Origin of the sequence: Paraburkholderia nemoris (assembly GCF_905221015.1) — a bacterium.
Classification (GTDB): domain Bacteria; phylum Pseudomonadota; class Gammaproteobacteria; order Burkholderiales; family Burkholderiaceae; genus Paraburkholderia; species Paraburkholderia nemoris.
Window position 1 is genome coordinate 146,103 of the sequence record NZ_CAJNBO010000018.1, and the last position, 14,859, is coordinate 160,961.

Below are 14,859 nucleotides of genomic sequence, written 5' to 3' on the forward strand. Positions count from 1 at the left end.
CGATGAGATCCACTCAGTTTAAGGCGACCCTCTTCGACGTGTTCAAGGCAGGGGTCATGGCGTCGATTCTGCTGACTGCCAGCAGCATATCTTGTGCTCAAGTCGTCAGTCTGACAGCGAAGGCGACGACTGCCACGCTGCCCGACGGGCAAGCGGTGCCGATGTGGGGCTACACGTGTACGCCGGCCGCGGTTGCGCCGGCGACCTGTGCGGCGGCGAACCCGGGCGCCGGAGCGAACTGGTCGCCTGTCGTGATCACCGTGCCGCCAGGACCGCTGACGGTCAACCTCACCAATAGCTTGCCCGGTGCCGTGCCGACCTCGCTCGTCGTAGTGGGGCAGTTGGGCGGCGGCCTGGGGACGACGGCGACCAGCATGCCGAGTCCGCCGCATCCGACGCAAACCGCGACAACCTGGCCGATTGCCACTACCGCGAGCGGCGCGACTTTCACACCGCCCGCGCAAGGGCCACGTGTCCAGTCGTTTGCCACCGAAGTGGCGACTGGCAAGACAACCTCGCTTACGTGGAGCAATCTCAGCCCTGGCACTTATCTGATCGAGTCGGGAACGCATCCGTCAATCCAGGGGCCGATGGGGCTATACGGCGTGCTGGTGGTGAAAGCGCCGGTCGGCGGCACCGTAAGCTGCCCGGTAGCGTCGCAGCTGTATCAGGCTTATACGAATCCGGCTATCTGCTATGACGCCGACGTACCGCTCGTGCTGAGCGAAATCGATCCGGTGCAGAACACGGCCGTCGCAGCGGCGGTGACGACGGCGGGCTTCAGCGAAACCCTGGCATGGTCGGGGCAGCCTGGCGGCTGCGGCGATTCGAAGTCGACGGCGTTCGGCACCTGCTATCCGCCGACCGTGAACTACGATCCGCGCTACTACCTGATCAACGGCGTCGCCTTCGACCGGACCAATCCCGGCGGCTCTTCGTTTGCCGCTACCGCGCCCGTTGCTACGGGCCAGGTGCTCGTGCGTTTCGTGAATGCAGGTTTGCGGATGCACGTTCCGTCCGTAGTCGGTGCACAAACCGGCAATCCTGTCGCTTCCGGTTTCTCGCTGATCGCCGAGGACGGCAATGTGTTGCCCGGCAATCCGCGAGTCCAGTCCGAAGTGTTTCTGGCGGCCGGCAAGACCTACGATGTGATGATGAACGCACCGGCCACAGGCGCAACGGCGCTTCCGGTATTTGACCGCGAACTGAGCCTGTCCACCAACAATCAGCGTGACGGCGGGATGCAGGGCTATGTTGCCGTCAATGGCGGCGCGCTGCCGACGTCGGGTGCGGCGAATCAGAATGCGATTGCCAATTCCTCCACCTACTTCTTTGTCCCTGGCACCACGCTGACCGTGTCGGACCCGGCCAAGGGCGTGAAAGCCAAGGACGTGAATGTTTACGGCGTAGAGGTCAAGACAACGACCACCGGCGGCGCACTGACGCTGAACCCGGATGGCACGTTCGTCTATGTGCCGAATGCCGGTACGACAGCTGACAGCTTTGTGTATCAGGCCAACGGCAATCCCGCGGTATCGGCGACGGTCACGCTATCAGCCTGCAGCGCCGGCAACGGCTGTCTGTCTGGGCCGCCAGTGGCCAGCAATGGCACTTACGTCAGCAACATCGCGTCGCGGCTGCAGATCGGCGCGCCCGGCGTGCTAGCCAATGCCTCGGATCCGAAGGGGCTGCCGCTTACGGCAGCGATTTCGGGGGCAGTGACAGGCGGGACCGTCACGCTGAATCCGGACGGATCGTTCACCGCGATTCCGACGACGCCGCCGGTGGGCAGCAGTGCGACTGCCACCATGACGTTCAAATACACGGCAAAGAATTCGCAGAACACGTCGAGCACCGCCGCGACCGTGACGGTGACGTTCAAGGGCGGCAGCGGACTTATCGTCAAGCCGCTGGACGCACCGAGCACGGCGCCGGGCAAGACCGCGGTTCAGCTTGCCGACTACCGCTGGATCATCGAGGAAGACCGTACGTTCCAGATCGATCCCGCATGCCAGACCACCGCGACAACGCGCCCGGCTAGCTGCCCGCCGCTGCCGGTTCCCAGCCTCGGCGCAAATTTCCACACCAGCTACATGCCGGTGGTGGCAGCAGGTTGTGTCGGCAAGGTCGCCTGCGAGTCGGGGCAAACGGTATATGACCCGGCGAGCAACTCGCACTTGCCGGCCGTGTGCGATATCGGCAACGGCGTGTGCCGCACGACGGCTGCGCAACAGGTGCCGGTCAATCCGAGCCAGGTTGCGCTCGATCCGACAAAGCACTACTACATCTCGATCTTGCCAGGGGACGCCGGTAACAGCTTTGGGAATGGAGCGGGCTTGCCGCAGCCGGTCAATCCGGCGAACCCGAGCGGGCCGCAAAGACAGTTCGACATTTCCAAGGACTGCCCGTCGGGTCCCGGCGGCGCGGATTTTGCGCCGGGCACGGGTAAGTGCGGCCACACCATGGGTGGCGCCCCGATCGCGCCCGGACAGACCAGCGTCAACGTGCTGTTGCAGGAGACGCCGATGGCGACCGCGAAGGTCTCGGTGTTCGTCTTCGAGGACGACGCCCCGCTGAATGGCGAGGTGGACGTCAGTGGCGGCACCGATACGTTCGGCACCGCGCGCGAGCCAGGACTTGGTGGGTTCGAAATCAAGCTATGGGACGACGCGGGCGGCACTGGTGATGCAACCGGACAGATGACTTACGACATGTTCAACATGCCGCTGTCCAATTCCTTGCAGGGAACCATCGATCCGATCTCGGGGCTCAACGCCTGCCCGATTTCGACGTCGACCGACGGCCTCGTCGGCATGGTCCCGACGTGTCCGAAATTCGAGTCGGACGGCAAAACGATTTCGCCGCTCGTCGGCCAGGCCATCATTGCCAACCTGATGCCCGGCCGCTACGGTATCGTCGCGACGCCGGCAGCCGACCGGATCGGCAGGGGAGAGGAATGGCTGCAGACGAACACGCTGGACGGACAGAAGGCACACGACGCGTTCATCAAGGTGGGTGGGCCGGCATACTTCCAGGAGTTCGGGCCAGCAGGCTTTCACGTGGCGATCGGCTTTGCCAATCCGAAAATTATCAATGCTCGCTTGCCGCTCCTGTGCGCGGGTGCGACGTGCAACAACGGACTCAAGGGCAGAGTAACGAACCTGCACTACAGCCGTCCGCCGAACGAGAATCTGTTTGGCGCCGGCTCGCGAACCTCACTGAGTTTCACGCAATGCTATATCAGCGTCGGCGACCCGGACGGCGAGGATATGGCGTTCACCAAGTGCAACGCGGACGGAACGTTCAGCTTTAGCGGCTTGCCCGCAGGCACGTTCAGAATCACGATCTTCGATCAATGGAACGATCAGATCGTCGATGGGCTCGCGACGGCGGTACAACTGGCGGGTGGCCAGACCGTGGATGTCGGGGATCTTTCGGTGCTCCAATGGCATACGAATCTCTACACCCGGACCTTCATGGATCTGAACGGCTCGGGTGTCTCGCAGGCAAGCGACCCGGGGCTCGCGCTGGTTCCGACCAATATCCGCTTCCGTGACGGCAGCTATTCGAACTTCAACAACACGGACCTGAACGGCTATGCGTCGTTTAACGAAGTGTTCCCGCTGTTCAACTGGTATGTCGTCGACACCGACGAAACGCGCTTCAAGCAGACTGGCGTACATGTGGTGTACGACGCGGGCGGCCCGCCCGACGGCACACCCGGCGGCGGCACCTCGACCATCGCTGCCAATTACGCCAACACGCTGGAATCCGCGACCGCGCACCTGCCGACGAATCTACGGGTGCCGGGGGCGGTGTATTGCAACGATGCGGACTGCAAGGACCGCTCGGGTACGACTCCTTCGACCGGCAGAGTCGATCCGCCGTGGGTAACCACGATGGGTTGGCAGGGCTTCTCCGGGCAGAGTTCCTTCATCGAGTTTGGCAAGGCGCAGTTTGGCGCGACTGAAAACGGCGGCATCCGGGGCGAAGTCATCTATGCTTCGACGCGGCCGTTCGACGATCCTTCGCTGCTGATCCACACAAAGTGGACGCCGGACGTGCCGAACGTCACGGTGAACCTGTATCAGGAGGGCGTCGCGGCGGACGGCACCACCAGCCTGACGCTGGTCGACACGACGAAGACCGCCAGCTGGGATGACTGGGCGCAGGGCTTCCGCTCCGACGGCGTGCCGAACATGAACTGTCCGGGACAGGAGACCACTGACCCGTTCTTCTTCACGTTGAAGGACACCCCGCAATGGCTCGATGCGCAGCATCGTGCATTGCCGGCGCATTCGCAGTTCAAGTGCTACGACGGCATGCACGCGTTCAACCAGCTGCAGCCCGCGCCATACGACGGGATGTACAAATTCCCCAGCGTGACGGGCCGGAATACGACGACCGGCAAGCCGACCGCGACGAACTGCACGGTCTGTGTGGCCAATCCTTCGGGCGACGGTACGCAGATGCTGCCTGCCGGCAAGTACGTGGTCGAAGTGATCGTGCCGCCGGGCTACGAACTGGTGAAGGAGGAAGACAAGAACATCCTGATCGGCGACAACTATATTGCGCCGGTCACGCAGCAGTTCGCCGGCATTGGCGCCATCTTCATCCTGCCCGACCAGGCTGCGGTGAACTCCACCTATAACCGGAACAATCCGCAGAATCCGACCCAGGACCTGGGCTCCACGACCTACTCGCGAGGCGAGGGCGACACGGGCAGCATCGAAACTTCCTGGCCTTGCGTCGGTGAGCTGCGCATCGTGCCCGACTACATCAGCTTGTTCCCGGGTTCGCAGGAAGTCGCGCCGTTCGCGGGCGCCTCCCGGCACCTGTGCGACCGCAAGGAAGTGAACCTGACGAACCAGTCAACAGTGCTGGCGAAGTTCTGGATCTTCAGTTCGACGCACGTCGCCGCGCACTATACCGGCTTCATGCTGGATGACTTCTCTTCGGAGTTCGATCCGTATTCGCCGCAATTCGGCGAAAAGTTCGCGGTGCCGAACGTGCCGATCTCGATGAAGGATTTTGGCGGCAACGAAGTCGCTCGCACCTATACGGATCAATGGGGCATCTTCAACGGCTTGAACTATTCGACCTGGCAAGTCAATCCGCCGAACCCGACCGGCTATGCACCGACGATGATGGTCGCCTGCATGAACGATCCTGATATGCCCGATCCGGCGCATCCCGGCCAGACGATTCGCGATCCTCTGTTCAACCCGGCATACAGCCAGTTCTGTTACGAGATTCCGTTCATGCCTGGTCAGACCCAGTACATGGATACGCCCGTGGTGCCGGTCTCGGCCTTCGCGGATGGCTACAACCAGCCGGACTGCGCGTACCCGGATGCCACGCCGGCGATCTCCAGCGTAACGGGCGATCCGATCAGCGGTGGCTCCGGACCGTGGGTCAGCGCTCCACTGCACACGCTGACCATCAACGCGCAGGGCAATGCGCAGGTGCCGAACCATGCCTACACGGGTCCGGCCGCAACCACCGCGCCGTTCAACCAGAAGTTCCTCACGCGCCACTATGGCTTCGGGGCGCAAAAGGGAACGGGATCGGTGACGATCGGCGGCGTGAATGCAATCGTGCAGTCATGGAGCGATACACAGATCAAGGTGCTGGTGCCGATCCTGCTGCCGACGCAGTCGAGCTGCACGATCCAGCAGCGCAATGTGCTGAACCCCACGTTCTGCGGTGAACTCGTCATCACGGCTGGCAACGGCAAGCGCTCGATCGACACGGTCACGGTCACGATCGGCGGCAAGACGCCAACCTATGTGAGTGGCGAGAACGCGACGAGCAACGCGATTCAGACGGCGATCGACAAGGCGACCCCGGGCGACATGATCGTCGTCGGTCCGGGCGTCTATAACGAAATGCTGCTGATGTGGAAGCCAGTCCGCTTGCAAGGTGTCGGCGCAACCGCGGTGACCGTCAACGCGAATACCCACCCGTCGGGCAAGATGGACCCGTGGCGCAGACAGGTTGGCTGTCTCTTCGGCGATGCATTGAACGGCGGCCTGATTTCGTCAAGCAATCCGTACGATCCGACCGGCACGTATTCCTGTTCGACCGCGATGCAGCGCAAGGTGGATGCCATACCGTTCGAACCCGCCTCGGGATGGGATTTCAACCTCAACGGAAACCTGGCTGAACTGCTGATCGAGCCGACGCTGATGGGCGCGTATGAAGGTGCGGCCATTACCGTGCTCGCCAAGGGCGTAAAGGACGTGACGGTGGGCGGCGTGGTGCAACCCGACCCGAACTGCACCGCGAACGGCATTTGCACGCCGCTCGCGGGCCCGACCCTGCTTCAGCCGAACCCGCCGGATTGTACGAACTACCCGAGCAACTTCCTGTGCAATCCGTCGCGTATCGACGGCATGACCTTCACCAACAGTTCGCAAGGCGGCGGCGGGATCTTCCTGCACGGCTGGAACCATTACACGGAGGTCTCGAACAACCGGGTCTTCGCCAACGCAGGCACGCTCACAGGCGGTATCACGGTAGGCCAGGTGGAAACCGCCGAAGCGACCATCGCTGCGGACGGCGTCACGCAGTTGCCGTTCCTGCTCAACCAGCATGTGAACATTCACCACAACTCGGTGACGTCGAATGCGTCGTACGGCGATGAAATCAACTCGAATACGCCTTCATCAGCGGGCGGCGTGACCTTCTGTAACGGTGCCGACTACTATCACTTCAACTACAACTGGGTCTGCGGCAATATGAGTGCCGGCGACGGTGGCGGTGTCGCGCACTTCGGGTTCAGCTACAACGGCGACATCTCGCACAACTGGGTGTTGTTCAACCAGAGCAACAACCCGACGCTGCCCACCTACGGTGGCGGCATCATCGCCCAGGGCGTACCGCCTGACGGCACGTTCTGCGAGAACGCTGCGGTGGACACCGATTGCGCGCCTGAGCTGTCAGACGGCGTTGGCCCGAAGCTTGTGATCGACGGCAATCTGATTGTCGGCAACACGGCGGAAAGCGGCAAGGGCGGTGGCCTGCGACTTCAGAACGTCAACGGTACCGATGTGCAGCGCAGCCCGAGTAACCCGAGCGCGTGGTATTCGGTTCAGGTGACCAACAACATCATCGCGAACAACGTAGCCGGTTGGGCGGGAGGCGGTGTCTCGCTGCAGGATGCGGTGGCCGTGAACTTCGTCAACAACACGGTCGTCGCCAACGACTCGACAGCGTCCGCAGGTGTGCTGTTCAACACGCCCGCGGCCACCCAGGCCAACGTCGGGCCGCCGAACTGCACGACGGTGGGATCGGAAACGACTTGCTCGCCGATCACGACGTCGACTTTCGAGCCGGCTGGGCTGGAGACCGCGCGCCACACGCAGAATTTCATTGTCGCGTTCACCAATCCGGGCGTGGCGTGTCCGGCGGGGTTGCCCAACTGCACGACGTTCTCGAACCCGGTGCTGACCAACGATGTCTTCTGGCAGAACCGTACGTTCTATATCACCGTGGGAGGAAAGAATCCGAATATCGCGGGCTTGCAGAACGCGGTCACGTTGAACCCGTCGTTGAATCAGGCAGGCAAGGCGACTGGCTTCTGCGATCCGAACGCAGTCTATTGGGACATTGGCGCGTTCGGCGACACCTCGGCCAGCAGTCGTCAAGCGGCTTTGACGATGCACCCGCAGTACTCGATTCTGACTGACGCCGCCGACTACCCGGGGGCGCACAACAGCAATCTGAATCCGGCAGTGGTGCACCAGTACTGCAACGGTTCGCGTGTGCCGCCGGAAGCCGGCGGAATCGGTATCACGGTGCCTCCGGGCATTGCCGATACGGTTCTTCCGAATCCGCTGTTCACCCTGATGCCGTCGGCGACACCGGATGAAGGCAATCAGTGGATCAACATGTCGTACGGTCCGTTGTCGCTGTTCAACGAAGCGCTCACGTCGGGCATGACCGGCTACAACGTAGTACTGGGCAACTACTCGATCAATACCGGTTCGCCGGCAATCAATGCCGGCACGGCGACCGGTGCGCCGAATCATGACATCTTCGGCACGTCGCGGCCGCAGGGGCTCGGATACGACATCGGCGCAGTCGAGTTCGTGCAGCCAGGCCTGCTCGGCGGCGGCACCCCGATCGATCCGCTTGCGTTGGGCGGCTCGTCGGACGGCCTGCTCAGTCTGCTCGGCCTCGTCCAGGTGTTGACGCCGAAGCCGGCCGTGACACCGCCAGCGGCGGCACCGCTGATCCCGGCGCAGACGCAGCCGCCGGTCGTCAAGTGAGAGGGGCACAGCAATGAAACTTTGCTTCTCCGTGATGAGGCCGGCGCTGCGGTTTGCGAGCAGCGTCTGTCTGGCCGCGGCCCTGGTTCAAGGGGCCTCGGCTCAGCAGAGCCCACCGGCAGCGCCTAAGCTCAGGCACTCGCCGTATTTGCCGGTGAACATGTCGCAGCATGCGAAGAACTACTACGGGATGATGAAGGGCATCGACAACCTGAGCGTGCGCAGCACCGCATCGGGCAATCTGATTCGCTTCAGCTATCGCGTGACGGATCCGGTGGCGGCACATCTGCTCGGCGAGAAGACCGCCACCGCCTATCTATACGGCGAAGCGAGTCACGCGCTGCTCGAGATTCCGGTCATGGACAAGATCGGCCAACTGCGCCAGAGCGGTCCGCTTGAAGCCGGGCAGGAGTACTGGATGGTGTTTTCCAACAAGGGCTATCCGATCAAGCCCGGCGAGCGCGTCGACGTATTCATCGGTTCGCTTCATGTCGACGGACTGATTGTCGAATGATCGCGGCACGGCGATTTGCAACACAAATGGGGGAGGTGACTCATGTCTCGATTTCTTTTGAAGGCGATTTCGGCGGCCTCAGTGGCCGGTGTTCTGGCATCCGGCCCGGCTGCATTCGCGGCCTCGACCGCAGGAACGGCACAAGCCGCGGCGGCGAGTCACTTGAGTGCGGCGCAGATCGTCGAGCGGAACGTCGCGGCACGCGGTGGGCTTCAGGCGTGGCACGCGGTCAATACGATCACGATGTCGGGGCAGATCGAAGCAGGTGGCACGAAGAACACCAGGCTGCCGTTCACGATGACGATGAAGCGGCCGAACAAGAGCCGCTTCGAGATTCGCTTCAAGGAGCAGACGGCGTTCCAGGTATACGACGGCGCGCAGGGCTGGAAGGTCAGGCCCTTCCTCGGACGCAACGAAGTCGAACCGTATACCCCTGCAGAAGCTAAATCGGCAGCGGCATCGGCTGACCTGGAAGGGCCGCTGATCGACTATGCGAGTAAGGGCTCGCGGGTCGAAGCGCTCGGCATGGAATCTGTCGAAGGACATCGCGCGTACGTGCTGAAATTGACGGAGAAAGACAATACGTCGCGCCGCATCTGGATCGACGCAAGCAGTTTTCTCGAACTGAAGATCGATGGCGAACCCCGCAAGCTCGACGGGCGGATGCACAACGTCGCCATTTTCTACCGCGATTACAAGAAAGAAAATGGGCTCGTCATTCCGCACACGCTGGAAACCGCAGTCAGCGGTGTCAAGCCGACGCACAAGCTGATGATCGAGCACGTCACGGTGAATCCGCCGGCGGACGACACCCTGTTCGCGAAACCGCAACTGGCCATGGCCAAAGTGCCGGGCCAACAGCCACAAGCGACTAGCCACTAGCCAACATCCGTGCGAGGTCCACTGCCATGACACGAATCGCACTGTGGGTGCTCATTGGCTGCCTGACGGCGGCGGTGTACGCGAGCGAGCAGATACCGGAGCACGATCTGAGCCCGGATCAGATCGTCGAGAAGAACGCCGCCGCGAGGGGCGGGCTCGACGCATGGAGGAAGATTCAGACGATGGTCTGGGTCGGGCACGTCGATAGCGCGAATACACCCGCGGAGGAATTGCCGTTTGTCCTCGCGCTAAAACGTCCGAACATGACACGCTTCGAGATAACCGTGCTCAACCGGCGGGCTGTCAGAATGTTCAACGGCAAACAGGGCTGGAAAGTGAGTCCGAGCGCCACGGGCAGTGGGGAAGCCCGGCCGTACACCATGGACGAACTGAGGTCGGCGCACGACGAGCAGGTCATCGACGGCTTGCTGATCGACCATCAGGCGAAGGGTGTCGATGTCGCGCTTGAAGGTATCGAAAAGGTCGACGGACACGAGGCTTACCGCCTCGGCGTGAAGTTGCCTTCCGGTGTGACCCGTCACGTGTGGGTCGACGCACAGAGCTTTCTTGACGTGAAGTACGATCGCGCGGCGCGGGGCCCTCGCGGGCCGATCACCGTGGAAGTGAAGTACAGCAACTACAAGGACGTCGAGGGTTTGCAGATACCGTTCACGATCGAAAGCGGTGTGGTGGCGGCCGGCAAGAGCGACAAGCTGACGATTGACAAGGTGTCGCTCAATCCGCCGCTTGACGATGGGATGTTCGCGAGGCCGGCCTCGCAAGGCTGGCACAGTTCGGTCTCGATCAACGCCGAGCCGTCGCCGTCGACGCCGCCCGCCCTGAGCCGGCCGAGCCCCTAGCCATGGACCGCGCCCGGGTCAGCCGACGTGCCATCGCGCGGGTACGATCGCTCGCGGTGCTCATGCTCGTTCAATGTGCCTTGTTCGCCGCGTTGACGGTGCCGGTGGGCAAGGCGAACGCTGCCCCGTCAACGCCGCAGGTTACATCAGCGAACACGGGGGAAGCGATCTTCCAGAAGGGCGTGCTGGGTTCGGGCGACCAACTCGAGGCGATGCACGATGGTGGCGTGAACCTGCGAGGCGCCGCCGCGGCCTGCATGAATTGCCATCGGCGCAGCGGCCTCGGATCCAGAGAGGGCAATAGCAACATCCCGCCGATCACTGACCGGTATCTGGTCCATCCTCGTGCGGACAGCCCCGATGATCTCGATATTCCCTACATTCCCGGCATGCGCACCAATCGCGAGCCCTACACTGATGCGACGATTGCAAGAGCAATACGCGAAGGGCTTGACTCGGAAGGCAAGCCGCTCGGCAATCTGATGCCGCAGTACGCGCTGAACGACACCGACATGGCAGCGCTGATCGGCTATCTGAAGCACCTCGATCGACGTGCGGCAACGGGTGTCACTGACACGGTGCTGCACTTCGCGACGATCATCACGCCGGATGCAGACCCCGTGAAGCGACGCGGCATGCTCGATGTGCTCAAACAGTACTTCGATGACAAGAACGTATTTCCGCTCGGTGCGACACCGCCGCTGCGCTCATCGCGCAAGATGATGTTCATGGTCAATCGTCGCTGGGAGTTGCATGTGTGGGAGCTGAGCGGACCGCCGTCGACGTGGCATGAGCAGTTGAAGCGCTATCTGGCGGAGCAGCCGGTGTTTGCGGTGCTGTCGGGACTCGGCGGCAAGAACTGGGCGCCGGTTCACGAGTTCTGCGAGCAGGAGTCCGTGCCGTGCCTTTTTCCCAACGTGGAAGTGCCGGTCGAAACCGACCAGGATTTCTATTCCGTGTATTTTTCGAAAGGCGTGCTGCTCGAGGCGGCGTTGCTCGCGAGGCGGATTCTCGACGAAGGCAGTGGCAAGCCCATGCAAGCGAAGCCCAAGGTCTGGCAGGTCTATCGCACGGGCGACAGCGGCGAGCGGGGTGCAGAGGCGCTTGCCGCCGCATTGAAGGGCCATGGCATCGCGGTGTCGAGCCGCGCTCTTGCGCCAGGCGACAGCGTCGCGCGTTCCTTGCGCGGAATTTCGCGTGCGGACGTGCTGGTGCTATGGCTGCGTCCGCCCGATGTCGAGGCGCTTGGGCATTTGCCACCGCCGTCGGACACTGTGTTCATGTCGGGGCTGTTGGGCGGGCTCGATAGCACACCGCTGTCGGCGAGCTGGCGCGGCGTCACGCGCCTCGCGTATCCATTCGACTTGCCGGACGGACGGCGTGTCCGTGTCGACTATGCGTTCGGCTGGTTCTCGATCCGCAAAATCCCGATGGTCGCGCCGCAGGTCCAGGCGGACACCTATCTCGCGTGCGGTCTGCTGGCGGAGACGCTTAGCCATATGGTCGATGCGTTCGAGAGGGACTACCTGATCGAGCGCATTCAGGACATGCTTGAGCGACGCATCCTGACTGGCTACTACCCGCGCCTGACGCTGGCGCCAGGGCAGCGCTTCGCATCCAAAGGCGGTTACATCGTCCGCTTTGCCGGGCCCGATCGAGTCAGGCTCGTTGCCGATGGGGACTGGATGGTGCCGTGACGATCTCGTGAGACGAAGCGTGGACCGGCGCGCAAGAATTCACGAGACGTTTCCGTCGGCGCGGTTGAGCGGCTCCCCTACCGCAAGAATAGGACGTTGACCCATGTCGTTTCCTGTCGACGGTTTGCACAATATAAACGTGGCGAGGGGCGCGAATGCCTCACCCGAATGGGTCGCCGTAGTCGCAAGAATTTTTTCTCTTTTCGCTTGTTGCCGTCAGGCGCGACACAGCAACGCAGTCATTGAATTTTTCCGCCGTTGGTAAATGGGTGAAGCACGGCGCAGGGAGAGATAGCCATGGCAAAGACTATTATCAGTATTCCTGCATTTCATCAGATGCTTCGCCATGGCTGGATGGTGGCCCTCGTGGCGCTTTGTCTGTTCCATGCATCTACCGCACATGCTCTGCCTATATTCGCACGCCAAACGGGACAAAGCTGCGTGGCGTGCCACGCAGGCGGTCAGTTTCCCGAGCTCACGCCGTATGGGCGCATGTTCAAGTTGAACGGATATACGCTCGGCGAGCGCACCATCCCGCTCGCTGTGATGGGAACAGTCGATGTGACCAAAACCCGGCGCAACAACGACGCTAACGGGAATCCCATCTCGCCCAAAGACGGCAATCTGACATGGGATGCGGCCAGCATTTTCCTCGCGGGGAAGATCACCGACAAGATCGGTGCGTTCGCTCAATATACCTACACGAACTACGATCACCAGAATGGCGACGGTAGGTGGATAGGTAAATGGGCATCCGACAACACCGATGTCCGTTACGTGGAACGGATCATCGGCGAAGCGAGCGACTTCATACTGGGCGTGACCTTGCACAACAATCCGACTGTGCAGGACGTCTTTAACACCGCCCCTGCATGGAGCTACCCCTACCTTTCTTCGTCGACGAGCGCGGTTGGGTCGCCGCAGTTTACGCCGCTCATCGAGGGCGCATTGGCGCAGCAGGTCGTCGGCATTGGCGGCTACCTGTACTGGAACAAGTTGGTATACGCGGAACTGACCGCGTACAGCACCGCCGACGGAATCTGGTCGTTTCTGAGTCATGGCAGCAAGGCCGGAGACCTGGCCCATCCGCAGACCTACCTGAAAGGCTACAACCCGTATTGGCGGCTTGCGCTGACTCGCGAATGGGGCCCGCATAACATCATGCTGGGGACGTTCGGGTTGCTTGCCGATGTCTATCCCAACGATCCAAACGCTTTCCCGATCTTCACGCAGGGTGTGACCCGCTATCGCGATATCGGTGTGGATGCGCAGTATCAGTACCTTCTGGAACCGCATACGATTACTGCGCAGGCGCGCTACACGCATGAGAATATCAGTGATCCGAATAATTTCGTCTTAGGCGACAGCCAGTCGGCAAATCTCAAATCGATGCTGCTGAAAATGTCGTACATCTATCAGGCCAAGTATGGCGTGAGCCTCGCTTTCTTCAATGTGACGGGCAGCACCGACAGCGTGGCTTACGCCGGCAGCGCGAACTTTTCTCCTGCCACGCAGGGATGGATACCCGAGATCTTCTGGATTCCGGTGCAGAACATCCGGGTCGGCCTGCAGTACACGCATTTCACTAAGTACCTTGGATCCCGGTCTAACTACGACGGTAACGGACGCAACGCGTCGGACAACGACACACTGTTTGTCTACTTATGGGCCGCGTACTGGTGACAGTTGGTGGTAAGGAGGTTCGTGACATGAAAAAGATGGCGCAAATCATCTCCCTTGGGATGCTGCTTGCAGGATCGGGCTGTCACGAATTGGATCGGTCAAGGGCGGTCGATAACCCGGCGGTCGCCGGCAAGACCATTGCTCTGCAGGTCTGCTCGAACTGTCATGGCGTGAACGGCGTTTCGGTATCGCCGGCCTTTCCCAAGCTGGCGGGGCAACGAAAGGGGTACCTTGTCGATCAATTGACGGACTTCAAGGTGCATGCCCGATCGGACCCGAACGCCCAGAGGTTTATGTGGGGTTTTACGCACCTGAGCGAGGGGCAAATCGACGAACTCGCAGCGTATTTTTCCAGTCAGAAGCCGGTTCTGGGTGAACCCGGCGATCAATCGCTGATTGGCGAAGGGAAAGCGATTTATGCGTCCGGGTTGCCGGACAAGGGCGTCGCGGCATGCGTTTCGTGCCACGGCCAGCATGGCGAGGGAATGAATCAGTTTCCGCGGCTTGCCGGTCAACACGCCGACTACATCATCAAGCAGCTATTGGTTTTCCAGAGCCACGTCGATCAAAGACCTCGCGGTGAGGTCATGAAGGCGGTCTGCGGCAATATGTCGGCGCAGGATATGCGCGCCGTAGCGGCCTTTGTGGAAGCGTTTCCGCCAGAGACGGAGGCAGCGGCCAGCCCGCCGGCCGATCAATGAGCAAGTTACCTTACCTGTCGCTGCGCCCGTGGGCGTGGCGATTCAGAGTCCAGGCCGTCCGTCTGATCTGTGCAACGCGGATGCACCGTTGCACGGCAGCGGCACCTGCAAGAACGCCTGCGTCGTTGTTGAGATCGCCCCGGGTGGGGGCATCAGCAGCGATGTGGCGGAAAGTTTGCGCTCCGTCTCCCCCCGGCGGGCGCTTTTTTTTCAACCTGCAGTGGAAACTTACGGAGCGAATCGGGAGGC

7 protein-coding genes are annotated in these 14,859 nt (G+C 61.7%); all 7 read left to right on the forward strand.

Translation table 11 applies throughout. The annotated features are described in order from the left end of the window. The first annotated feature begins 2 nt into the window (after window positions 1-2). The 7 genes from KHO33_RS26480 to KHO33_RS26510 all read left to right on the forward strand — a co-directional run bounded on the left by KHO33_RS26480 (window position 3) and on the right by KHO33_RS26510 (window position 14,610). Entirely contained in the window at window positions 3-8,273 is an 8,271-nt protein-coding gene (locus KHO33_RS26480; RefSeq protein ID WP_200565874.1) for a choice-of-anchor Q domain-containing protein, read from the forward strand. Between the two features lie 13 nt (window positions 8,274-8,286). After that, window positions 8,287-8,787, forward strand: a complete 501-nt coding sequence (locus tag KHO33_RS26485) for a hypothetical protein (RefSeq protein ID WP_234480640.1) — start codon at window positions 8,287-8,289, stop codon at window positions 8,785-8,787. A gap of 42 nt (window positions 8,788-8,829) precedes the next feature. After that, window positions 8,830-9,669, forward strand: a complete 840-nt coding sequence (locus KHO33_RS26490; protein ID WP_200565875.1) for a LolA-like protein — start codon at window positions 8,830-8,832, stop codon at window positions 9,667-9,669. A 26-nt stretch (window positions 9,670-9,695) separates the two neighbouring features. Then, the gene (locus KHO33_RS26495; RefSeq protein ID WP_200565876.1) at window positions 9,696-10,529 is read left to right on the forward strand and encodes a LolA-like protein; all 834 of its coding nucleotides are present in this window, start codon (window positions 9,696-9,698) and stop codon (window positions 10,527-10,529) included. A 62-nt stretch (window positions 10,530-10,591) separates the two neighbouring features. Further along, complete coding sequence (locus tag KHO33_RS26500; RefSeq protein WP_234480641.1) at window positions 10,592-12,226, forward strand: c-type cytochrome; 1,635 nt, start codon at window positions 10,592-10,594, stop codon at window positions 12,224-12,226. A gap of 297 nt (window positions 12,227-12,523) precedes the next feature. Further along, window positions 12,524-13,909 (forward strand): cytochrome C, encoded by a 1,386-nt coding sequence (locus tag KHO33_RS26505; protein ID WP_234480642.1) that lies wholly within the window; start codon window positions 12,524-12,526, stop codon window positions 13,907-13,909. Window positions 13,910-13,935: 26 nt separating this feature from the next. Further along, window positions 13,936-14,610, forward strand: a complete 675-nt coding sequence (locus tag KHO33_RS26510; RefSeq protein ID WP_200565878.1) for a c-type cytochrome — start codon at window positions 13,936-13,938, stop codon at window positions 14,608-14,610. Window positions 14,611-14,859 lie beyond the last annotated feature (249 nt).

Bases quoted from the DNA above. Each gene is read 5' to 3' on its own strand.
- KHO33_RS26495 (WP_200565876.1), top strand. From the start codon at position 9,696: ATGACACGAATCGCACTGTGGGTGCTCATTGGCTGCCTGACGGCGGCG.
- KHO33_RS26505 (WP_234480642.1), top strand. From the start codon at position 12,524: ATGGCAAAGACTATTATCAGTATTCCTGCATTTCATCAGATGCTTCGC.
- KHO33_RS26490 (WP_200565875.1), top strand. From the start codon at position 8,830: ATGTCTCGATTTCTTTTGAAGGCGATTTCGGCGGCCTCAGTGGCCGGT.
- KHO33_RS26500 (WP_234480641.1), top strand. From the start codon at position 10,592: ATGCTCGTTCAATGTGCCTTGTTCGCCGCGTTGACGGTGCCGGTGGGC.
- KHO33_RS26510 (WP_200565878.1), top strand. From the start codon at position 13,936: ATGAAAAAGATGGCGCAAATCATCTCCCTTGGGATGCTGCTTGCAGGA.
- KHO33_RS26480 (WP_200565874.1), top strand. From the start codon at position 3: ATGAGATCCACTCAGTTTAAGGCGACCCTCTTCGACGTGTTCAAGGCA.
- KHO33_RS26485 (WP_234480640.1), top strand. From the start codon at position 8,287: ATGAAACTTTGCTTCTCCGTGATGAGGCCGGCGCTGCGGTTTGCGAGC.